The following is a 20,676-nucleotide window of genomic DNA, read 5'->3' on the forward strand; positions in this document are numbered from 1 at the left end:
TCCTCTCCTCGGGTGGCGCATCAGACGACCCGGTCCTCGACCGGCTCCCCGGCCCAGAACCGCCCGATGTTGTCGAGCACGGCCTGGGCCTTCTGCACCGACGTGGTGCGCGTGCCGGCCGCGCAGTGCGGCGTCACCACGACGTTGGGCAGACAGAGCAGCGGGTCGTCCGCCGCCACGGGCTCCTGCGCGAACACGTCCAGCCCCGCGGCGGCGGGCCGGCCGGCCCGCAGCGCGGCGACCAGGTCGTCCTGGACCACCAGCCCGCCCCGGGCGGTGTTGACGAACACCGCGTGCTCCCGCATGAGCCCGAGCCGGCGGGCGTCGACCATCCCCCGGTTCTCCGGCAGCAGCGGGCAGTGCAGGCTGACCACGTCGGCGGCGGCGAACAGCTCGTCCAGGCTCGCGGCGGCGCGGACCGGCCGGCCCGCCCACTCCGCGCCGAGCGGCCCCCCGCGCCGCCGGTGCACCAGCACGTCGCTGCCCAGGGCCAGGACGGCGCGGGCGACGGCCTGGCCGATCCGGCCGAAGCCGACCAGCCCGACGGTGGAGCCGGCCAGCCCGACCGAGGTGCTGCGGTAGTCCCACTTCGGCCAGCGGCCCTGCCGGGCGACGTCGTCGTGCAACCGGACCAGGTGCCGCCCGGCCGCCAGGGCGAGCAGCACGGTGTGCTCGGCGACCGACTCGGCGGTGCCGGCGGTGCACACGGCCAGCGCCACGCCGCGCGCGCGGAGCTCGTCCTGGTCGACCGCGTCGAGCCCGACGCCCTGGCGGTGCACCAGCCGCAGCCGCCGCGCGGCGTCGAGGTGCGCCCGCGTGAGCGGGGTGTTGTCGGTGTGGACGACGACGTCGACGTCGGGGAGCAGCCGCAGCTTGCCCTCCTCGTCGTCCCGGTCGCGCAGCGTGCTCAGCCGCCAGCCGTCGGGCAGCCGCTCGCGGTACAGGCCGCTGACCGGCCCCTCCGGTCCCCAGAAGAGGACGTGCGGCCCCTCGCTCACCGGGTGCCGTCCGGCGCGCCGAGGAGGGCGAACAGCCGCGCGGGGTCGTCGAGGGCCCAGACCGCCGCGGCGATGTCCGCGCAGCGCCGCTCCCCCACGACCGGGCCCGCCAGCCGGTGCAGCTTGCGCTCCAGGTCGTCGTCGCTCATCGGGTTGCCCGGCTCGCCGTACGGCTGGTCGATACGCAGCACCCGCTCCCGGCCGCCGGCCCGCACGGTGACCCGCGCCGGGCGCATGGCGGGGTAGTCCCGGACGCAGTCCTCGGCCTCCTCGACCTCGACCAGGTCGACGACGCGGGCGATCCGCGGGTCGCGGCGGACCTCGGTGTCGAAGTGCTCGAGCGCCGGGACGCCGTGCAGCATCGTCACCGCGACCGCGTACGGGATGCTCATCTGCGCGGCGATGAAGTCGTCGATCCGCTTCCCGCCGTGCCGGGCGGCCGCGGGGAAGGTCTCCACCCGCACCGACTCCACGGCGTCGACGTCCAGCGGCTCCTCGGCGGCCATGGCCAGGATCGCGTCGATCGGGCCGTGCAGGTGCCGGCAGCAGGGATAGGGCTTGACGTACATCCCGAGCATCCGCCACTGCGCGCCCAGGCCCCCGACGAGGTGGTCGGCGTCGTAGTCGTCGTCGGCGAACGCGTGCAGGTAGCCGTTGGGACCCTCGAGCACGGTCGCCGGGCCGGTGAGCCCGCGAACGGCCAGCTCGGCGCTGACGATGCCGTCGCGCGCCGCCTTCCCCGGGTGCAGCCGCTTGACCTCGCCGCCCCCGTGCAGGAACTCGAACAGGCCGCCGGCGTGCGAGCCGGCGATGCCGAACGCGTCGCCGAGCACGTCCCGGTCGGCGCCGAGCAGCCGGCCGGCCGCGGCCGCGGCACCGAAGACCCCGTTGACCGCGGTGTTGTGGAAGCCCCGGCGCCACGTGGCCGGGTGCCCGGCGCCGCCGATGCGGCAGTGCACCTCCAGCCCGACCGCCATGGCCAGCAGGAGCTCCTCGGGTCCGGCGTCCCGGGCCTCCGCGAGCGCCAGCACCGCCGAGCCGATCGGCCCGCCCGGATGGGTGCTGCCCGGGGTGTAGCCGTCGTCGACCTCCAGCCCGTGCGTCGCCGTCCCGTTGACCAGGGCGGCGCTCGCCGCCGTCGCGCGCAGCGGGGTGCCCACCACCGTGGCGGGCCCCGGGCCCTCGGTCTCGCTCACCCAGCGCTGCAGGATCCGGGCCGGCCCGGAGGTGGAGCCGACCAGGGTGGCCGCCACGTAGTCCAGCAGCACCCGCTTGGCCTGGTGGACGACGGGGTCGGGCAGGTCGGCGGGGCGCAGTCCGGCCGCCCAGTCGACCAGCTGCGCGGTGAGCGCCGGGCGCCCGCCGGCCGCCGGTACGGCGGGGTGCGGCGCGGTCACCGGGCGCCGCCCGCGCCGTGGGCGCGCAGCGCCCGGGCACCGGCCATGACCGCCGCGACGGCGAGGGTCGCGCGGTCGGGCGCGTCGAGGACGTGCACGGAGTTGCGCCGGTAGACCTCGAGCGCCTTCGGGGCCAGCTGCGCGCCGCCGTAGCGGGAGACGTAGAGCGGGATGTCGAGCCGGTCCCGCATGGCCACCACCTTCTCCGCGATCTTCTCCGCGTAGGGGTCGGCGTTGGTGGTGAACTGCAGCAGCAGCGCGTCGTACTCGCCGCGCTCGGTGAGCGCGGTGATCAGCTTCTCGAAGGCGTCGGGCTGGGTGATCATCTGGTAGCTGCAGTCCAGCGGGTTGCGCACCGCGGCGTACGAGGGCACGTGCGGGCGGACCGCCTCGCAGGTGGCCTCCGAGAGGTCGGGCAGCTCGATCCCGGCGACCTCGCCCTCGTCGGCGATGATCGAGCACGCGCCACCCGAGAAGGTCACCGCCACCAGCCGGTCACCGGCCGGCAGCGGCTCCAGCGCGGCCAGGGCCACGGCGTCCTCGAGGACCCGCAGCGAGGGCACGCTCACCATGCCGGCCGCGCGCACCACCGCCTCGCGGACGGCGAAGGAGCCCACCATCGCGCCGGTGTGGCTGAGCGCCGCGGCGCGGCCGCGGTCCGAGCGCACCATGTTGTAGGCGAACATCGGCTTGCCGGCCTCGGCCATCCGCCGGCCGGCGGCGATGAAGCGCGGCCCGTCCTTCACGTCCTCCAGCAGCAGCGCGACCGACCGGGTGTCCTCGTCGCCGGCCAGCCACTCGAGGTAGTCGGCGATGACGAGGTCGGCCTCGTTGCCCGCGTGGATCCAGTAGGACAGGCCGACCCGCTCGCCCATGAGCCGGGTGCCCAGGCAGCTGCCGAGCGCGCCGGAGCTGCTGAGCAGCGCGACCCCGCCCTCGACCAGCCCCTCCTCCAGGCCCCCGGAGATCGAGGCGGTCAGCTTGCGGAACGGCGCCACCACGCCCATGTCGTTGGGCCCGGCGAGCGGCACCCCGCCCTCCCGCAGCACCCGGGCCAGCTCCTCCTGCGCGGCCCGCCCCTCCTCGCCGACCTCGGCGAAGTCGGAGCTGTGCACGATCACGCCGCCGGCCTTCTTCTCCACCGCCTGCCGGGCGACGTCCAGCACGAACCGGCCCGGCACGGTGACGCAGACCAGGTCCGGCGAGCCCTCGACCTCGGCCAGCGAGGTGTAGCGCCGCCGTCCGTCGACCTCCCCGCCCGAGGGGTGGACGGCGTCGAGGCGGCCCGGGAAGCCGTGCTCGTCGAGATACCGGAACAGCCGGGCGCCCACCTTGTGCGGGTCGTCGGAGACGCCGACGACCACGACGTGCCGCGGGCGCAGCATGCGGTCCAGGTCGTGCCGCGCCCGCTCGACCAGCGGCGGGTCGTCGGTGCGGATGACCCGGGCGTCCACCACGGCGACGCCCTCGCCGTCGTGGCCGACCATCACCGGGTTGAGGTCCAGCTCGACGATGCCGTCGTCCTGCTCGACCAGCCGGGAGACCGCCACCACGGTGTCCACCAGGGCCTCGACGTCCCGCCCCGGCTCGCCGCGGAACCCGTCGAGCAGCGGCCAGGCGCGCAGCTGGCGCAGGGCGGCGCGGGCCTGGTCGCGGTCCAGCGGGGCCATCGTCGTCACCACGTCGTCGTGCACCTCGGTGGCGACCCCGCCGAGACCCACGACGACCGCCGCGCCCAGCTGCGGGTCCCGCCGGGCGCCGACGAGGATCTCCAGCCCGCGCACCTGCTGCTGCAGCACCAGGGGGTAGGCGTCGGGACCGAGCCGGCCGACCATGTCCTCCGCCGTCTCCACGGCCGCCGTCACCGAGCGCAGCCCCAGCACGACACCGCCGGCATCGGTCTTGTGCAGCAGCCCCCCGGCCTTGAGGACGACGGGGGTGACGCCCAGCCCGGTGAACGCCGCCGCCACCTCCGACACGTCCTCGACCGAGGCGCTGCGGGTCAGTGGCACGCCGGCGCCGCTCAGGAGAGCGGCGACCTCGGCGGGCGGCAGAGCGGCGAGGGGCACGTCGGTTCTCCTTCGAGCTCGGGAGCGCGGCGGCGCAGTCAACATCCTATACAGTGTGGCAATGGCTGGGGCGACTCCTGCGGAGGACGGGTCCGCACCGGTGCGCGTGGCGCAGGACGAGCGCTCGGTCACCGTGCTGTTCGACCGGCCCGAGCGGCGCAACGCGCTCGACGTGGGGATGAGCCGGGCGCTCGGCGCGGTGCTCGACGAGCACGCGGGCACGCCGCGGCCCCTGGTGCTGCGCAGCGCCGTCCCCGGGATGTTCGTGGCCGGCACCGACGTGGCCTCGCTCCGCGCCCGCACCCTCGAGGACAGCCTCGGCCGGATCAACAGCTCGCTGTTCCAACGGCTGTACGACCACCCGTGGCCCACCGTCGCGGTGGTGGACGGCGCGGCGCTGGGCGGTGGCTGCGAGCTGGCGCTGGCCTGCGACTTCCGCATCACGACCGGGGACGCGCTGTGGGGGCTGCCGGAGGTCCGCCTCGGCATCATCCCCAGCGCCGGCGCGCTGACCCGGCTGGCCGCGCTCGTCGGCACCGGGACGGCGACCGACCTGGTGCTCACCGGCCGGCGGGTCCGCGGCCGCGAGGCGGCCGCACTGGGGCTGGCCTCGCGCGTCGCGGCCCCCGACGGCCTGGACGCCGCGCTCGACTCCCTCCTCGCCGACCTGACCGCCGCGGCGCCCCTGGCCCAGCGGCTGGCCAAGGAGGCGATGCGGGTGGACGGGGACCGGCACCGCCTCGTCGACGCCGCGGCCCAGGCCCTCTGCCTCGGCACGGAGGACGCCCAGCAGCGGCTGCAGGCCCTGCTCGACCGCCGGTGAGGTGCCTTCCGCGCGCGAGAGGCACCTCACCGGGTGGTCAGGACGGCGGGGCGGGCCGTCCCTCCCCCGCGTAGTCCGCGCGGGTGAGCGGCTCGGCGGTCAGCTCGCCGGAGGGCAGCGGCGCCTCCACCCGCTCGCCGTCCCAGGTGAGGACGACGGCCTCGATCCCCGGGACGCTGGTCGCCGAGAGCACGACCTGGGCCACCGCGCGCCGGCTCGCCTGGCCGGCGGGTGCCTCGGGCGCGCCGGTGATGTCGACGGTCGCCGTCCCACCGGCGAGCTCGACGACCGACAGCCGCACCTCGGGCGGCAGCGCCGTCGACAGCTGCCGGTCCCGCTCCTCCGCCGTCGGCCCGGCCGCCAGGGCGTCCAGCAGCGCGCCGAGCCGCTCCTCGGGCGTGGCGCCCTCGACCTCGCGCGGCCGGGGCACGAGGAGGTCGGCGGCGTCCACCAGGTAGACGCGGCCGGGCTCGACGACCGGGTCGGGGTCGGCCGGGGCCGGCGAGGTCGGCGCCGGGGAGGCCAGCCCGTAGGGGACGTCGGAGGCCGGGATCGTCTCCGCGGCGCCGCCGGTCGGCACCCCGCACCCGGCGACCAGGGTCAGCAGGCCCGCGGCCGCCCACCGCGCGCGGCTCACCGGTCCCCCGCGGGCAGCGAGAGGCTGAACCGGGCGCCCCCGCCGGGCACCTCGCCGACCCAGGCCGCCCCGCCGTGCTGCCCGGCGGTCTCGGCCACGATCGCCAGCCCGAGCCCCGCCCCGGGCAGCGACCGGCGGGCCGCGTGCGGACCCCGGGCGAACCGCTCGAAGACCCGCTCCCGGTCCGCGATCGGCACCCCCGGGCCGTCGTCGTCCACGCTGACCACCACCGTCCCGTCCCGCCGCTGCACGTGCACGGCCGAGGCCCCGCCCGCGTGCCGGTCGGCGTTGTCCAGCAGGTTGCGCACCGCGCGCTCCAGGCCCCGCTTGTCGCCCGGCACCGTCGTCTCCTCGTCGGGGTCGGCCACCAGCAGCCCGGGGTCGCGGCCGGAGGCGGCGAGCACCTCGCGCACCAGGGCGGCCACCGGCACGGGCACCGCCGCGCCCCGCGGCGCGCCGTCGATGCGGGCCAGCTCCAGCAGGTCGTCGAGCATCTGCCGGAACCGGCGCAGCTCGCCCTGCACGAGGGTCAGCGCCTGGTCGGCCCGCGGGGAGAGCTCGGCGCGGCGGGCGGCGAGCACCTCGACGCTGGTCACCACCCCGGTCAGCGGGCTGCGCAGCTCGTGGCTGACGTCACCGACGAAGCGGGCGTCGCGGTCGATCCGGGCGGCCAGCGCGTCGACCATGCTGTTGAACCCGGCCACGATGGCCAGCAGGTCGGGGTCCTCGGTGGCCGGGAGCCGGGTGGTCAGCTCGCCGCCGGCGATCCGGGTGGCCGCGGCGGCGACCTGCTCCAGCGGCTGCACCGACCGCCGGCTGGCCCACACCCCGAACGCGGCGCCGGCGGCGGTGGCGGCCAGCGCGCCGGCGGTGAGGACGGCGGCCAGCGTGCGCAGCACCTGCCGGAGCTCGGTGAGCGGGGCGAGCTCGTAGAACTCCGCGTCCGCGCTGTCCACCGGGACGCCGACCAGCAGCGCCGGGCCGTCGGGGGTGTCGACGCGCAGCGTGCCGGCCGCGCCCCCGGCGACGACGTCGCGCAGCTCCGCGGGGACGTCCCGGGCGCCGGCGTCCAGGCTCGAGGAGTACCAGGAGCCGCCGCTGCGCACGACCACGTCCGCACCGCCGGAGGGCACCAGCTCGGCGACGACCTCGCCGACGTCGGTGCCGGCGGTCGACAGCCGGCCGGCCAGCACGTTGGCGTCGGCGAACGCCTGCCGGGTGAGCAGGTCCTCCCGCTGGTCGAGCAGGTAGCCGCGGGCCAGGAACCAGGTGGTGCTCACCAGGACGACCGACACCAGCAGCGCGCCGGCGGCGAAGCCCAGCACGATCCGCGCCCGCAGCCCCCGCGGCGCGAGGGCCCGCCTCACTGCAGGTCCAGCCGGTAGCCCAGGCCGCGGACGGTGACGACGATCCGCGGGGCGGCCGGGTCCTGCTCGACCTTGGTGCGCAGCCGCCGGATGTGGACGTCGACGATCCGCTCGTCGCCGAAGAAGCCGTGCTCCCACACCCGCTCGAGCAGCGCCTGGCGGCTGAGCACCCGGCCGGGTGCTGCGGCCAGCTCGCACAGCAGCCGGAACTCCGTCAGCGTCAGCGGCAGCTGCTCCTCGCCGCGGTGCACCGTGCCGGCCGCCTCGCGCAGCACCAGCGGCGCGGCCGGCGCGCGGTCCAGCACGACCTGCTCGGGCCCGGCGGCCGGGGCGCCCGCGCCGGCCCGCCGCCGCAGGGCGCGCAGCCGGGCGGTGATCTCCTTGACCTCGAACGGCTTGGTCACGTAGTCGTCGGCCCCGGCCTCCAGCGCCGCGACGATGTCGTGGGTGTCGGCGCGGGCGCTGACCACGATGATCGGCAGGTCGTGGTCGCGGCGGACCTCGCGGATGACGGCGAACCCGTCCATCGAGCCGAGCATCAGGTCGACGACCATCACGTCGGGGGTCGCCGCCGCGACCGCGGCCACGGCCTCCTCGCCGCTCACCGCCTCGGCGACGTCGTAGCCCTCGTCCTCCAGCGCCCAGCGCAGGGCGGTGCGGATCGGGTCGTCGTCCTCGACGACCAGCAGACGCGGAGCCACTCCCGCCATGCTGCCACCGGTCACCCGGCGGTCCGCCTGCCGTCACACGATCGCAAACCGGCTCCCGGCCGGATCTCAATCAACGCCGACGAACCTGTCAGGAGCAGGCAGCAGGATCGCGACCACTGACCGAGGAGGACGGCGATGACGAGCGCACCCGCACCCAGCCGCACGGACGTGGTGACGATCCACCTGGACGACGCCGTGCTCGCCGACGGGCTGGCCGACGTGCGCTGGCTGCTGCACGACGCCCTGCTGGCCGGTGCGCGGCAGCTGGTCGTCGACCTCTCCGGTGTGCAGCACCTGTCCAGCTCGGCCGTCGCCAGCTTCCTGTCCGCGCACCGCACCTGCCGGGCCCGCGGCGGTGCGGTCGTGCTGCGCGGCGCCAACCGCCGCACCGAGGACCTGCTGCACCGCACCGGCCTGTGGCGGGTCATGGTCCTCGAGCCCGCGCGGGCCGTGGCGTGAACCGTCCCCGCTCCCCCCTGGAGGTGCACGGTGCCCGGACCGATCCTGGTGCTGCTCGTCGCGTGGCTGGTGGTCGCCGTGGTCGGCGCCGTCGTGACCGGCTGGTTCTGGCTGACGCTCGTCGGCCTCGCCCTGACCCTGACGACGGGCGCGCTCGGCCTGGCGATGCACTCCGGACGCCAGCCCCGCACGTGAGGCGGACGGAGGTGGTCGTCCGTCCCGGCGGTCACATCACCGCCAGCGGTGACCTCACCTCCCAGGGGGCCGACCTGCTGCGCGGCGCCGCCGACCAGCTCCGGGGGAACGGCCACTCCCGCGTGGTGGTCGACCTCCGCGGCCTGCGCACCGCCGACGACGACGCCCTGGCCGCCCTCCGCCAGCTGCACCGCGACTTCCGGGTGGACGGCGGGGAGCTGCTGGTCCGAGGCTGACCGGGCCGGTCTCGGTTTGCCGGTGCGGGCCGGCTCGGCTGCACTGAGGGACGGCCGTCCGGACCGCAGGAGGCGACAGTGCCCGACAACGACCGCCTGACCGACAGCGTCCCCGCGGACGCCGCACCCGCGCAGACCCGCCGGTGGAGCCTCGTCGGGCCCGGCATCGTGGCCGCCGCCACCGCGGTCGGCGCCGGTGACCTGGTGGCGACGCTGATCGCCGGCTCGCGGTTCGGCTACGCGCTGATGTGGGCCGTCGTCCTCGGCGTCGTCGTCAAGATCGGTCTGGCGGAGGCGACCGGGCGCTGGCACCTGGCGACCGGGTCGACGATCTTCACCGGCTGGCGGTCCCTGGGCGCGTGGACGTCGGTCTACTTCGCCGTCTACGTCGTCATCTGGGGCTTCGTCTACGGCGCGACCGCGATGACGTCGTCGGCCCTGCCGCTGGCCGCGCTGTTCCCTGCGCTGTCCATCCCGGCCTGGGGCATCATCTGCGGCCTCGTCGGGCTGGCCTTCGTGTGGTTCGGCAACTACCGGCTGCTCGAGAAGGCCATGACCGTGCTCATCGGGGTCATGTTCGTCGTGGTCGTCGGGCTGGCGATCCTCGTCGTCCCGGACGTCGGCGCGACCGTCGGCGGCCTGCTCCCCCGGCTGCCGGAGGGCTCGGCGGTGTACACGCTGGGCCTGGTCGGCGGCGTCGGCGGCACCATCACGATGGCCGCGTACGGCTACTGGATCAACGCCAAGGGCTGGCGCGACGCCTCGTGGATGAAGGTGATGCGCCTGGACAACCGGGTCGCCTACACCACCACCGGCGTCTTCGTCGTCGCGATGCTCATCGTCGGCGCCGAGCTGCTGTACGCCACCGGCGTCTCGCTGACCGAAGGCGACCGGGGCCTGCTCGACCTCGACGAGATCCTGCGCGACCGGTACGGCGACGTCGTCGGCACGCTGTTCCTCGTCGGCTTCTTCGCCACCTCGTTCTCCTCGCTGATCGGCGTGTGGCAGGGCGTCAGCCTGCTGTTCACCGACTTCGTGCGGACGGCGCGGGCGCGGGGCGGGCAGCTGGCCGAGGGCGCCGCCGAGCGCAGCTGGCCCTACCGCGGCTACCTGCTGTGGCTGACCTTCCCGCCGATGGCCCTGCTCTTCCTCGACCGGCCGTTCGCGCTGGTCATCGCCTACGGCGCGCTCGGGGCGTTCTTCATGCCGTTCCTGGCCGGCACCCTGCTGTGGCTGCTCAACGGCAGCCGGACGCCGCGGGAGTGGCGCAACGGCTGGCTGTCGAACACGCTGCTGGCCGGCGCGGCGGTGCTGTTCCTCGTCCTGTGCATCGACGAGCTGGCCGGCCTGGCCGGCTGAGCGGAGGGCCGTGGGGTACGGCCATCAGCGATCACCCCTCGTCGAGTCCCTGCTCGATGGCATACCGGACCAGCTCGACGCGATTGTGCAGCTGCAACTTGCGCAGGGTGTTCTGCACGTGGTTCTGCACGGTGCGGTGGGACAGGGTCAGCTCCTCGGCGATCTGCCGGTAACTGCGGCACTTGGCGACCATGCGGAGGATCTCGTGCTCCCGTGGCGTCAGGTGCGGCACGTCGGTGTCGACCTCACCCACGGGATGCTCGGCCAGGCGGCGGAACTCACCGAGCACGAGGCCGGCCAGGCCGGGGGTGAACACGGCGTCGCCACCGGACACCGACAGGACCGCGGCCAGGAACTCCCCCCGTGAGGCGGACTTGACGAGGTAGCCGGTGGCCCCGGCCTTCACCGCGGCGAGCACGTCGTCGCGCTCCCCGCTGGCGGAGAGCACCAGGACCCGCACCGACGGGTCGGCGCGGACCAGTTCCCGGGTCACCTCGACGCCCGTCATGGTCGGCAGGCGCAGGTCCACCACCGCCACGTCGGGACGGGTCGCCGCAGCTCGACGCAGCGCCTCCTCCCCGGTGCTCGCGGTGGCGACCACGTCGAGACCCGCCTCTGCGAGGTCCCGGGCGACTGCGTCGCGCCACATGGGATGGTCGTCGACCACCATCACCCGGGTCATGGCGCGCGCCCGCGACCGGCGACCGTGCGGCGCGGCACCCGCAGCTCCCATTCCGTCCCCGTGCTCGTGGAGGTGGTCAGCTCCGCCGTGCCACCGAGCGCGGCCAGCCTGCCCACGATGGAGCCGGTGACGCCCATCCGGCCGGCGGCGGCCGCCTCGTCCAGCCGACCGGCCGGGATACCCGGCCCGTCGTCGCCGACGCTGACCACGACGCCGTCACCGGTGTCCTCCAGCAGGACGTACGCGGACGCGCCGCCGGCGTGCCGGGCGGTGTTGTCCAACGCGGCGGCCACGGCAGCGACCAACTCCTCCGCGTCCGCACCCGGCAGCGGCACCGGGCTCGCCGGGGTGGCCACCGACACCGCGCGACCGGTGTGGCGGTGCAGCATGGCCGCGACGTCGCGGGTGCCGGCCGTCGGCGGTGCTCCCGGTGCGGCCCGGGAGACGGAGCCGTCGACGTGGTCCTGCACGAGCCCGCGCAGCGCCTCTTCCTGGTCGCGGGCCAGCTCGGCGAGCTCAGCGGCCGGGCCGCCGATCTCTGCTCCCCGCCGCTGCACGTAGGCCAGGGACTGCAGCACGCCGTCGTGGACGGCACGGGCGAGCCGTTCCCGCTCGGCAGCAGCGGCCTGCACGGCGGCAGCCTCGGTCCGCTCGCGGGTACCGGCACGCACCAGGGCGGCGGCGTAGCCCGCGACCAGCCCGGTGAGCACCAGGAGGAACACGTACCCGGTGCCGGATCCGCTGGGCACCGCGTGGACGGAGAGATCGACCCCACCCACGACCAGGGCCGAGGCGAGGCCGCCCCGCCACGCCCACTGCACCGCACAGGCCAGCACCGGGGCCGCGATCCAGAAGCTGGCCAGCGTCGGGGCGTCGGGATCGGCGGCCGTGGCGCCCTGCACCCACGGTGTCAGCAGCAGCGCAGCGACAGCGAGCGCCAGCTCCGTCACGACCAGCCTGGGGCGGCGGGCGGCAACCCGGTACAGCCGGGGCGCGACCAGTGTCCACGTCGCGAGGACCCCCAGCACCGCCCCCGCCGCGAGGGGATGCCGGTAGTCCTGCACGTGCAGCGCGTTGACGACCACCGCGTAGCCGAGCAGCACCGACCGGGCCACACCCAGGGCCGGCCACAGGATGCCGGTGTCCTCGGGCCGGGGAGACGCGCTCGCGCGACCGTCATCTCCGCACCCCGACGCACGCGACCGAGTAGTCGTACCTGGGTCGAATCGGGTCGCCACACGGATGGAACGAGCTGCGCCGTCCGCCAGGTTCGTGCGCATGACCGACCAGCGCATCGCTCCGAACCCCTCTCCCGCCGCGGCGGAGCTGTCCGGGGGACAGCAGCAGTGATCATCAACGACGTCCACTCCCGGCTCAACCCCACCCGCCCTGCGGCGCTGCTCCCGGTGGGTTCGCTGCACGCCCTGCGCGCCGCGGTGTCCGGGGCGCGCGGCGGGCGGATCAGCGTGGCCGGCGGGCGGCACGCGATGGGCGGCCAGCAGTTCGCGACCGGCGGCACCGTGGTGGACACCCGTGGCATGTCCCGGGTGCTGCACGTGGACCGGCAACGTGGCCTGGTGGAGGTGGAGGCGGGGATCCAGTGGCCCGAGCTCGTCGACCAGCTCCAGACCGCGCAGCAGGCGGGTGGAAGCGGGCAGTGGACCATCGCGCAGAAGCAGACCGGGGCCAACCGGTTCACGGTCGGCGGGTCGGTGTCGGCCAACTGTCACGGGCGCGGACTGACGATGGGCCCGATCGCGTCCGACGTGGAGGAGCTGCGCGTCGTGACGGTGGACGGCTCGGTCCTCACCTGCAGCCGGACGTGCAACCGCGAGTTGTTCTCCCTCGTGGTCGGCGGCTACGGGCTCTTCGGCGCGGTCTACTCGGTCACGCTCCGGCTGGCACGCAGGCAGGTGCTGCAACGGATCGTCGAGATCACCACCGTGGACGACCTGGTCGATGCCGTCCACGGGCGGGTGAGGGCCGGGTTCCGCTACGGCGACTTCCAGTTCGCCATCGACCCGGACTCGCCGGACTTCCTCCGCCGGGGGGTGTTCTCCTGCCATCGCCCGGTCGAGGCCGACCGGCCGATCCCGGAAGGGCAGCTGGCGCTCCGTCCGGACGACTGGCAGGACCTGCTGGTGCTGGCCCACGAGGACAAGAGCCGCGCATTCGACCGCTACGCGCGGCACTACCTCGCCACGTCGGGTCAGCTCTACTGGTCGGACACCCACCAACTCGCGGTGTACCTGGACGACTACCACCAGGCGCTGGACCGCCGACTGGGCGCGGTCCGACCCGGCACGGAGATGATCACCGAGGTGTACGTACCCCGGCACCGGCTGGCGGATTTCATGGGGGCTGCCGCGGAGGAGCTCCGGCAGGTCGACGCAGACCTCGTCTACGGCACCGTGCGCTTCACCGAGGCAGACCCGGACACCTACCTGCCCTGGGCGCGGCAGGCGTACGCCTGCGTGGTGTTCAACCTGCACACACCGCACACACCCGCGGGCATCGAGCGTTCGGCAACGGCGTTCCGGCGTCTGATCGACCTCGCCGTCGAACGCGACGGCAGCTACTACCTGACGTACCACCGGTGGGCAGGACGCGAACAGTTGCTGGCCTGCTACCCGCAGTTCCCGCAGTTCCTCGCGCTCAAGCGTCGATACGACCCGGGTGAGCTGTTCCACAGCGACTGGTACGCCCACCACCGGGACCTGGCTCGGAACATGTCCCCCGCGGCCTGACGGCCGGGGCAGACGCCCCTCGATGGTGCACCGCCCACCACTCAGCGCCACCGACTCGCGTCCGCACGAAGCTCCTCGGCGAGCTGAGGACCTGATGAGGTGCTCTCACCGGCTCCGGTGGCCTGCTGGGCATCGCTGCTGGTCATGGCCGGGATCGCCGAAGAGGGTGCGAGCTCTCGAGGGTGGGGATCCCAGAGCGGGGCGGACCTGGCCGAGGTCGTGCGACGTGCCGGCCACTCGTCGTCCCGCGCGGCGATGACCCACCAGCACGCGGCCGAGCGGCGCGACGCCGAGGTCGCGGCCCGCCTGGGACGCCTCGCCGCGGGCACGCGAGCGACCTGCAGCGCCGGACACCCCTCGCCAGAGCTGCTCGGGTAGCGCAGAACCCCTGCTCAGAGCGGAGGGCGTGGGATTCGAACCCACGATGGGTTTGACCCCATAGCGGTTTTCAAGACCGCCGCCATCGGCCACTAGGCGAGCCCTCCTGGCGGGTCGAGGCTATCCCGCAGCGCAGGAGCGTGACGGCTCAGTCGCCGGGCTCCGCCGGCTCGTCGCGCTCGGCCTCCTGCTCCCGTCGGAAGCGCAGCGACTCGACCAGCACGTAGCCGAACAGCACGCTCCAGGCGAAGCTGAGGAAGGCCGCACCCCAGTCGGCGCCGGCGAGCTGCGCCACCAGCTGCACGAGGCTGTAGACGAGGGCGCCACCGGCGAGCACCTGGACCCCTCGGTTGCCGAACCACGGCGGACGGAACGGGGTGGCGGCCACGGCACCACGCTAGCCCGCTGCGGCGCGACTCCCCGGCGTCCGGGGCGCCACGCCCGCCGTGTTGATCATGGGGCCGGTGCGCGCCCACGCCAGGTCGCCGCGCGTCTGCGGGTGAGAACCCCATGATCGGCAGCTGGTCAGGAGGCCCGGGACTCGTCCACCGGCACCAGGGTCAGGCCTGCTCGGCCGGCTCCCCCTCGCGGACGACGCAGGCGCCGCCCAGCGGGTCGACCGTGAAGCCGCGCGCGGCCAGCACCTCGGCCAGGGCCCGGTTCATCACCTGCTGCACCAGCGCGTCTGCGGCGGCCCCGTGCAGCTGGTCCAGGCTCATCCGGTCGTGCTGCCGCCAGCTCACGACGACGCCGTCCAGCGCCACCTCGGGGGTCAGGCAGACCCCGCCGAGCTCCCCGTCCGCGCCGGTGGGGTCGTAGAGGAACAGCCCGGCCTCGGCCAGCACCCCGACGACCTCGATCACCAGGCCGGGCAGCGGGTGCTCGTCGTCCATGTCGGCGTCCCAGCCCTCGGGCAGCCGGTCGACCTGCTCGCCGAGGAAGGACCACCAGGAGCGCTCCTGCGGCGACGAGCGGCGGCGCAGCGCGCCGTCGGCACGGCGGACGCCGTACACCGGGTGGACGCCGGCCGGACCGTCCTCGAGGTCCTCGGCGGCCCACACGGCCTCGTCCCGGTCACCGAAGGGACCGGCCAGCACCAGCCCGGGCCCGTCGTCCTCCTCGACGACCAGCCACCAGCCCTGGCGGACGACACCGCCCAGGACCACCTCGCTGAACCGGGTGCCCACGATGCTCACCGGTCACCTACCTCCCCCGACAACGGGCCGCCACCGGGGAAGGGCGACGGTTCCCGTGCACCGCCGGAGGACCGGCGGCGGTACGAGAACGATAGGTGCCGGACGTCGCTGCGCCGGGGGGCGCGCGACGGGCCCTTGCACCCGCGACGCCGAATCGTTGCCAACCGTCCCAACGGCCACGGTGACCCGCCCCGGCGAGCGGCCACATGTCGACCGTCCCGAGCGTGGACGCGCCCGCGGACCGGCCGGTCACCCCCGATGGACACGCCGCGCGGCCGGCGTGTCAGACCGCGACGGCGGTGACGAACGTGCAGATCCCCTCGCCGTGCTGCGCCCGCTTCCGCAGGCCGATGAGCCCGAGCAGCGCCATCTCCACCCGGTAGGCCAGCCGGGTCGCGCCGGTGTAGAAGGTGTCCCCGCCGCGGGTGACCTCGATGCGGTCGAAGCCGGCCAGCCGCACGTGCTCGGTGAGCATCCAGTCCGGGAGGATCGTGATGTGCCCGGGCTCGTGGTAGTGCCGGGGGCCGAAGATGAACGGCGCGCCGCGGAGGAACATCTTCAGCCGCGAGTGCGGGTGGGTCACGTTCGGCGTGCTGACCAGCAGCTTGTCCCCGGGGCGCAGCAGCGAGCGGATCGAGCGCAGCACCTGCCGTGGGTTCTCCACGTGCTCCAGCGTCTCGACGCACACCACCATGTCGAACGGCCCGCGGGTCTCGTCGGTCCACTCCGGGTCGTCCAGGTCGAGCCGGTGGATCCAGTCGTGCGGCGGGTCCAGGTCGGTGGGGACGACGTCGAAGCCGGCGTGCCGCAGCCGCAGGGCCAGCGCGCCGCAGCCGGCACCGACCTCGAGCACCCGGCCGCCGCCGGGCAGCGCCGCGCGCACCAGCTCGACGGCGTACTCGTGCACGCCCGGTGCGGCGTGCACGCTGTGCCCCTCGTAGAACCCGTGCGCCGCCGTCCGCCGGCCACTCTTCTGCTCGACCTCCGCCATCGGGCCAGCCTGGCACACCCCGCCCGTCGTCCCGCAGGTCAGCACCTCAGGACGGAGCCGGGAGGACGGCCTCGGCCAGCAGGTCGACCTGGCCGGGGTCGGGGACGGTCGGGTCGAGGACGAGCTCGTCGACGCCGATCTCGGCGAACGCCGCCGCGGCGTCCCGCACGGCTTCCGGCGACCGGTGCGCACTGCCGGCGATCATCTCGGCGGTCTCCCGCCCCATGGGTGCGTAGTAGTCGAGCAGGTAGGCGCGGGACTGCTCCTCGGTGTCCCCGAGGGAGAAGTAGTTGAGCGCGACGAACCGGGGCGAGCCCTCCCGCCCGGCCGCCGCCCACGCGGCGCGGACCCGCTCGAGGAAGGGCGCGACCATCTCCGGCGGGAGGCCCCCCGCCGTCCAGCCGATGCCGTGCTCGACCGTCCGGCGGACGGCCGCCTCGGTGTTGCCGCCCACGAGGATCGGCACCCCGGGGTGGCCGGTCTCCGGCGCCACCGGCCGGGTGCCGTCGGCGAGGGCCTCGCCCGCCCAGGCCCGTCGCAGGTCGGCGAGCTGCCGGTCGAACGCCTCGCCGCGGCCGGCGAAGTCGCGGCCGGTCAGCGTGTAATCGGCCTCCCGCCAGCCGACACCCAGACCGAGCGTCAGCCGCCCGCCGGTCAGCTCCTGCACGGTGGCCGCCTGCTTGGCCAGCTCGGCGGTGCTGCGCGCGGGCGCGATCAGCACGTTGGGCAGGAACCTGATGCGCTCGGTCACCGCTCCGGCGGCGGCGAAGACGGTCAGCTCCTCGTAGGCCGGGTAGGAGACCGCGCCGATCGAGGCCAGGCTGGAGAAGCCCGCCGCGTCCGCTCGTCTCGCCCACTCCAGCAGCTGGGCACCCGTGGTGCCGCGGACGCTGTTCGGGACGCCGATGCCGATCTCCATGCCGGTCTCCTCCTAGGACGTGCTCGACCAACCACTCCACTGCCGGACCGTGACGACGAGCAGCGGCCCGGTCGGGGGCTCCTCCCGGTACCGGGGGTACCGCTGCGCGAGCGCGGCCAGGCCCGGGTGCGTGGCCGGGGGCTCGTCGACCACTGCGGCCGTGCCGTCCGCCCGCACCCACCACAGGCGCGACCAGTCGTCCTCGTAGTGGTCGACGAGCAGCGCGCAGCGGGGTTCGGCCCGGACGTTCGTCAGCCGCTGCAGGCGCGTCGAGCGCTTGGGCTTGGCGTCGACCGCCGAGTAGACGGTGCTCTCGGCGAGCGCGAAGACCACGGGGACCAGGTGCGGCGCGCCGTCCGGCCGGACGGTCGCCAGACGGGCGACTGCGCTGGAGGCGAAGCGCCTGCGCAGTTCGGCCGTCTGCACCCGGCAGTCCTACCAGGGACGGCGGCCGTCGAGGAAGCGCGACAGTGCAGTTGCGGTCGCCGACACGCGCGGACACGCCGGTGCGGCCGGCGACGACTGCTCACTCGGCGGCGGGCACGGCCTCCTCGGCCCGCCGCACGGGGCGGCCGACGACGCCGTGCAGGTGGCAGGCGGCGAGCTGCCCCGGCGCGCCGACCGGCTGCAGCGCGGGGTCGACGTCCGGGCAGGGCTCGAACGCGTACGGGCACCGGGTCCGGAACCGGCAGCCGCTGGGGACGGCGGCCGGCGAGGGGACGTCGCCACGCAGCACGATCCGCTGCCGCGTCCGCTCCAGCGACGGGTGCGGCACGGGCACCGCCGACAGCAGCGCCTGCGTGTAGGGCATCTGCGGGTCCGCGCCGACCGCGGCGGCCGGGCCCACCTCGACGACCCGCCCGAGGTACATCACCGCGATCCGGTCCGAGACGTGCCGGACGGCGGACAGGTCGTGGGAGATGAACAGCAGCGTGAGGCCGAGCCGGCGCTGCAGGCGGCGCAGCAGGTTGAGCACCTGCGCCTGCACGCTGACGTCGAGCGAGGCGATCGCCTCGTCGCAGACCAGGAAGTCCGGCTCGCCGGCCAGCGCCCGGGCGATCCCGACCCGCTGCCGCTGCCCGCCGGAGAACTCGTGCGGGTAGCGGTCGGCCACCGCCGGGTCGAGCCCGACCAGCTCCAGCAGCTCGGCGATCCGCTCGCCGCGCTCCCGTCGTCCCGACCGCAGGCCGTGCACCTCCAGCGGCTCGGACACCGTCTGCCGCACGGTCCGGCGCGGGTCCAGCGAGGCGAACGGGTCCTGGAACACCATCCCGGCCCGCCGGCGCAGCGCCCGCAGGGCACGGCGGTCCAGCCCGGTGACGTCGGTGCCGTCGAAGGTGACCGAGCCGCCGGTCGGCACAACCAGCCGCAGCAGCGCGTTGCCCAGCGTCGACTTGCCGCAGCCGGACTCCCCGACCAGCCCGAGGGTCTCCCCGCGGCGGATGTCGAGGTCCACGCCGTCGACCGCGCGGACCGCACCGGTCGTCCGCCGCAGCATCCCGCCCGAGCGGATCGGGAAGTGCACCTCCAGCCCGCGCGCGGAGACCAGCACGTCGTCGTCAGCCACGAGACCCCTCCTCGCACCACGTCGCCGCCCGGTGCACCAGCCCACCACCGCCAATATCGCGATGGCTGGTCGGGACGATGGCGAGCGGCGGCTGCTCGGTCGCGCACCGCGGGTCCGAGCGCACCGGGCAGCGCGGCCAGAACACGCAGCCCGGAGGCAGGTCGGTCGGCGCCGGCGGCACCCCGGGCACCGTGGCGAGGTCGCCGTCGTCCGAGGTGGCGAGATCGGGGAGCGCGCCGAGCAGACCGCGGGTGTAGGGGTGCGCCGGCCGCTCCAGGACGTCGTCCACCGTGCCGTCCTCCACGCAGCGGCCGCCGTACATGACCAGCACCCGGTCGGCGATGCCGGCGACGACGCCGAGGTCGTGGGTGATCCAGATGACGCCGGTGCCGTGCTCGGCCTGCAGCTCCGCGACCAGGTCGAGGATCTGCGCCTGCACGGTGACGTCGAGGGCCGTGGTGGCCTCGTCGGCGATGAGCAGCGAGGGGTTGTTGCTCAGCGCGATCGCGATGACCACCCGCTGGCGCATGCCGCCGGAGAGCTCGTGCGGGTAGCGGTCCAGCGCGCGCTGCGGGTCGGGCAGGCCCACCTCGGCCAGCAGCCCGGCCGCCCGTTCCCGCGCCTCGGCCTTGGACACCTCGCCGTGCGCGCGGATCCCCTCGACCAGTTGCCGGCCGATCGTCAGGACCGGGTTCAGCGAGGTCATCGGGTCCTGGAACACCATCCCGACGCCGGGGCCGCGCACCTCGCGCAGCCGCTCGGGCGACATGGTGAGCAGGTCCTCGCCGTCCAGCCGCGCGGCTCCGGTCACCGTCGCCACCCGGGCGGGGAGCAGCCCGAGCAGGGCCAGGACCGAGACGCTCTTGCCGCTGCCGGACTCCCCGACGACCGCGACCGTCTCACCGCGCCCGACGGTGTAGCCGAGCCCGTTGACCACGTGCGCCGTCCCGCGCGGCGTGCGCAGCCGTACCCGCAGGTCCTCGACCTCCAGCAGGGGAGCGCTCACCGCCCGCTCCCGGCCATGAGGGTCCGCTGCCGCGGGTCGAGGACGTCGCGCAGCCCGTCGCCGAGGAGGTTGAAGCACAGCACGGTCAGGAAGATCGCCATCCCCGGGAAGAAGGCCAGCCACCAGGCCAGGTCGATGAAGCCGCGGCCCTCGGCGAGCATCAGCCCCCACGACGGGTTCGGCGGCTGGGTGCCCAGCCCCAGGAAGGACAGCGCCGCCTCGGCCAGGACGGCGAAGGCCAGGCTGACCGAGGTCTGCACGATGATCGGCGGCGCGGCGTTGGGCAGCACGTGCCGCGTGAGCAGCCGCCAGTCCGAGGCGCCGACCGACCGCGAGGCGCGGACGTACACCTCCTCCCGGACGCCGAGCACGCTGGCGCGGGTGACCCGGGCGAAGACGGGGACGTAGACGATCCCGATCGCCAGGGCGGTGTTCCCCGACCCGGGACCGCGGACGGCGAGCACCGCGATCGCGAGCAGCACCGCCGGGAAGGCGAAGAGGATGTCCATGAACCGCATCAGGACGTCGTCCACCCAGCAGCCGTAGAAGCCGGCCAGCAGGCCGATGAGGGCGCCGACGACCAGCGCGAAGGCGACCGCCAGGAAACCCACCCGCAGCGAGACGGCCGCCCCCAGCACGACCCGGCTGAGGATGTCCCGGCCCAGGTCGTCGGTACCGAACGGGTGTTCGAGGCTCGGCGGCTGCAGCCGGTCCTCGACCGCGATCTCGTTCGGGCCGCTGGGAGCCAGGGTCTCGTCGAAGACGGCCATGAGGGCGATGAGCAGCAGGACCGTCGCCGCGACCGCCGCGGTCGGGTTGCGGGCGAGCAGGACGAGGGTCTCCCGCCACCGCGGCCGTGACGTCCGCGCCGTCGAGGGGACGCCTGCCTCGGTCGCCGTCGGGGAGACGGCCGGCTCGGGCAGCGGTGCGCCGGTCATCG

At 75.1% G+C, this 20,676-nt stretch carries 23 protein-coding genes and 1 tRNA gene; 7 read left to right on the forward strand and 17 right to left on the reverse strand.

Annotated features, from left to right (window positions below; genetic code table 11):
- Positions 1 to 20: 20 nt before the first annotated feature.
- Genes BLR12_RS24280 through BLR12_RS04230 form a run of 3 tightly spaced genes read right to left on the reverse strand, consistent with a single transcriptional unit; the run spans position 21 to position 4,464 of the window.
- Positions 21 to 998, reverse strand: a complete 978-nt coding sequence (locus BLR12_RS24280; RefSeq protein ID WP_176832333.1) for an NAD(P)-dependent oxidoreductase — start codon at positions 996 to 998, stop codon at positions 21 to 23.
- Positions 995 to 2,395: an MmgE/PrpD family protein gene (locus tag BLR12_RS04225; RefSeq protein WP_091373782.1), complete on the reverse strand. Its 1,401-nt coding sequence runs from the start codon at positions 2,393 to 2,395 to the stop codon at positions 995 to 997. Before BLR12_RS04225 ends, BLR12_RS24280 begins: the two co-directional genes overlap by 4 nt.
- Positions 2,392 to 4,464: an acetate--CoA ligase family protein gene (locus BLR12_RS04230; RefSeq protein WP_176832334.1), complete on the reverse strand. Its 2,073-nt coding sequence runs from the start codon at positions 4,462 to 4,464 to the stop codon at positions 2,392 to 2,394. Before BLR12_RS04230 ends, BLR12_RS04225 begins: the two co-directional genes overlap by 4 nt.
- A gap of 61 nt (positions 4,465 to 4,525) precedes the next feature.
- On the opposite strand from BLR12_RS04230, the gene BLR12_RS04235 reads away from it, so the two are divergent.
- Positions 4,526 to 5,287 (forward strand): enoyl-CoA hydratase/isomerase family protein, encoded by a 762-nt coding sequence (locus BLR12_RS04235; RefSeq protein WP_091373788.1) that lies wholly within the window; start codon positions 4,526 to 4,528, stop codon positions 5,285 to 5,287.
- A gap of 37 nt (positions 5,288 to 5,324) precedes the next feature.
- Here the strand turns inward: BLR12_RS04235 and BLR12_RS04240 are convergent, their stop codons facing one another.
- The 3 genes from BLR12_RS04240 to BLR12_RS04250 are packed head-to-tail and all read right to left on the reverse strand — an operon-like array spanning position 5,325 to position 8,001.
- On the reverse strand, positions 5,325 to 5,924 hold the full coding sequence (locus BLR12_RS04240) for a GerMN domain-containing protein (protein WP_176832335.1): 600 nt from the start codon (positions 5,922 to 5,924) through the stop codon (positions 5,325 to 5,327).
- Complete coding sequence (locus BLR12_RS04245; protein WP_091373794.1) at positions 5,921 to 7,291, reverse strand: sensor histidine kinase; 1,371 nt, start codon at positions 7,289 to 7,291, stop codon at positions 5,921 to 5,923. The genes BLR12_RS04240 and BLR12_RS04245 overlap by 4 nt, the downstream gene beginning before the upstream one ends.
- Complete coding sequence (locus BLR12_RS04250) at positions 7,288 to 8,001, reverse strand: response regulator transcription factor (protein ID WP_091374380.1); 714 nt, start codon at positions 7,999 to 8,001, stop codon at positions 7,288 to 7,290. The genes BLR12_RS04245 and BLR12_RS04250 overlap by 4 nt, the downstream gene beginning before the upstream one ends.
- 135 nt (positions 8,002 to 8,136) lie before the next feature.
- Here BLR12_RS04250 and BLR12_RS04255 point away from each other — a divergent pair, with 135 nt between their 5' ends.
- The 4 genes from BLR12_RS04255 (at position 8,137) to BLR12_RS04265 (ending at position 10,250) form a co-directional block, all read left to right on the forward strand.
- On the forward strand, positions 8,137 to 8,460 hold the full coding sequence (locus tag BLR12_RS04255) for an STAS domain-containing protein (protein WP_091373798.1): 324 nt from the start codon (positions 8,137 to 8,139) through the stop codon (positions 8,458 to 8,460).
- Positions 8,461 to 8,490: 30 nt separating this feature from the next.
- Positions 8,491 to 8,655 carry a hypothetical protein gene (locus BLR12_RS24285; RefSeq protein WP_176832336.1) on the forward strand — a complete coding sequence of 55 codons (165 nt, stop codon included), beginning with the start codon at positions 8,491 to 8,493 and terminating at the stop codon, positions 8,653 to 8,655.
- A gap of 11 nt (positions 8,656 to 8,666) precedes the next feature.
- Positions 8,667 to 8,891, forward strand: a complete 225-nt coding sequence (locus BLR12_RS04260; RefSeq protein ID WP_091373801.1) for an STAS domain-containing protein — start codon at positions 8,667 to 8,669, stop codon at positions 8,889 to 8,891.
- A 78-nt stretch (positions 8,892 to 8,969) separates the two neighbouring features.
- Positions 8,970 to 10,250 (forward strand): Nramp family divalent metal transporter, encoded by a 1,281-nt coding sequence (locus BLR12_RS04265; RefSeq protein WP_091373805.1) that lies wholly within the window; start codon positions 8,970 to 8,972, stop codon positions 10,248 to 10,250.
- A 31-nt stretch (positions 10,251 to 10,281) separates the two neighbouring features.
- Here BLR12_RS04265 and BLR12_RS04270 read toward each other — a convergent pair whose 3' ends face one another.
- Both BLR12_RS04270 and macS read right to left on the reverse strand, forming a co-directional pair.
- Entirely contained in the window at positions 10,282 to 10,983 is a 702-nt protein-coding gene (locus BLR12_RS04270) for a response regulator (RefSeq protein ID WP_369803431.1), read from the reverse strand.
- Positions 10,929 to 12,227, reverse strand: coding sequence for a MacS family sensor histidine kinase (gene macS / locus BLR12_RS04275; RefSeq protein ID WP_369803432.1), 1,299 nt, complete (start codon positions 12,225 to 12,227; stop codon positions 10,929 to 10,931). The genes BLR12_RS04270 and macS overlap by 55 nt, the downstream gene beginning before the upstream one ends.
- Positions 12,228 to 12,278: 51 nt before the next feature.
- Here macS and BLR12_RS04280 point away from each other — a divergent pair, with 51 nt between their 5' ends.
- On the forward strand, positions 12,279 to 13,679 hold the full coding sequence (locus BLR12_RS04280) for an FAD-binding oxidoreductase (protein WP_176832338.1): 1,401 nt from the start codon (positions 12,279 to 12,281) through the stop codon (positions 13,677 to 13,679).
- Positions 13,680 to 13,778: 99 nt separating this feature from the next.
- A complete protein-coding gene (locus BLR12_RS04285) occupies positions 13,779 to 14,057 on the forward strand; it encodes a hypothetical protein (RefSeq protein ID WP_143018696.1) in 279 nt (92 codons plus the stop codon).
- 20 nt (positions 14,058 to 14,077) lie between these two features.
- Here BLR12_RS04285 and BLR12_RS04290 read toward each other — a convergent pair.
- The 9 genes from BLR12_RS04290 to BLR12_RS04330 all read right to left on the reverse strand — a co-directional run bounded on the left by BLR12_RS04290 (position 14,078) and on the right by BLR12_RS04330 (position 20,674).
- Positions 14,078 to 14,164, reverse strand: a tRNA-Ser gene (locus BLR12_RS04290).
- 41 nt (positions 14,165 to 14,205) lie between these two features.
- On the reverse strand, positions 14,206 to 14,445 hold the full coding sequence (locus BLR12_RS04295) for a hypothetical protein (RefSeq protein WP_091373818.1): 240 nt from the start codon (positions 14,443 to 14,445) through the stop codon (positions 14,206 to 14,208).
- 172 nt (positions 14,446 to 14,617) lie between these two features.
- A complete protein-coding gene (locus BLR12_RS04300) occupies positions 14,618 to 15,253 on the reverse strand; it encodes a hypothetical protein (protein ID WP_091373823.1) in 636 nt (211 codons plus the stop codon).
- Positions 15,254 to 15,536: 283 nt separating this feature from the next.
- Entirely contained in the window at positions 15,537 to 16,244 is a 708-nt protein-coding gene (locus tag BLR12_RS04305; protein WP_091373826.1) for a class I SAM-dependent methyltransferase, read from the reverse strand.
- Positions 16,245 to 16,290: 46 nt separating this feature from the next.
- A complete protein-coding gene (locus BLR12_RS04310; protein WP_091373830.1) occupies positions 16,291 to 17,163 on the reverse strand; it encodes an LLM class flavin-dependent oxidoreductase in 873 nt (290 codons plus the stop codon).
- 12 nt (positions 17,164 to 17,175) lie between these two features.
- The gene (locus BLR12_RS04315; protein WP_091373833.1) at positions 17,176 to 17,589 is read right to left on the reverse strand and encodes a TIGR03668 family PPOX class F420-dependent oxidoreductase; all 414 of its coding nucleotides are present in this window, start codon (positions 17,587 to 17,589) and stop codon (positions 17,176 to 17,178) included.
- A gap of 100 nt (positions 17,590 to 17,689) precedes the next feature.
- Complete coding sequence (locus tag BLR12_RS04320) at positions 17,690 to 18,730, reverse strand: ABC transporter ATP-binding protein (protein WP_091373835.1); 1,041 nt, start codon at positions 18,728 to 18,730, stop codon at positions 17,690 to 17,692.
- Positions 18,723 to 19,736, reverse strand: coding sequence for an ABC transporter ATP-binding protein (locus tag BLR12_RS04325; RefSeq protein ID WP_091373838.1), 1,014 nt, complete (start codon positions 19,734 to 19,736; stop codon positions 18,723 to 18,725). Before BLR12_RS04325 ends, BLR12_RS04320 begins: the two co-directional genes overlap by 8 nt.
- Positions 19,733 to 20,674, reverse strand: a complete 942-nt coding sequence (locus BLR12_RS04330; protein WP_091373841.1) for an ABC transporter permease — start codon at positions 20,672 to 20,674, stop codon at positions 19,733 to 19,735. Before BLR12_RS04330 ends, BLR12_RS04325 begins: the two co-directional genes overlap by 4 nt.
- Positions 20,675 to 20,676 lie beyond the last annotated feature (2 nt).

Source organism: Geodermatophilus sp. DSM 45219 (genome assembly GCF_900104025.1).
Classification (GTDB): domain Bacteria; phylum Actinomycetota; class Actinomycetes; order Mycobacteriales; family Geodermatophilaceae; genus Geodermatophilus.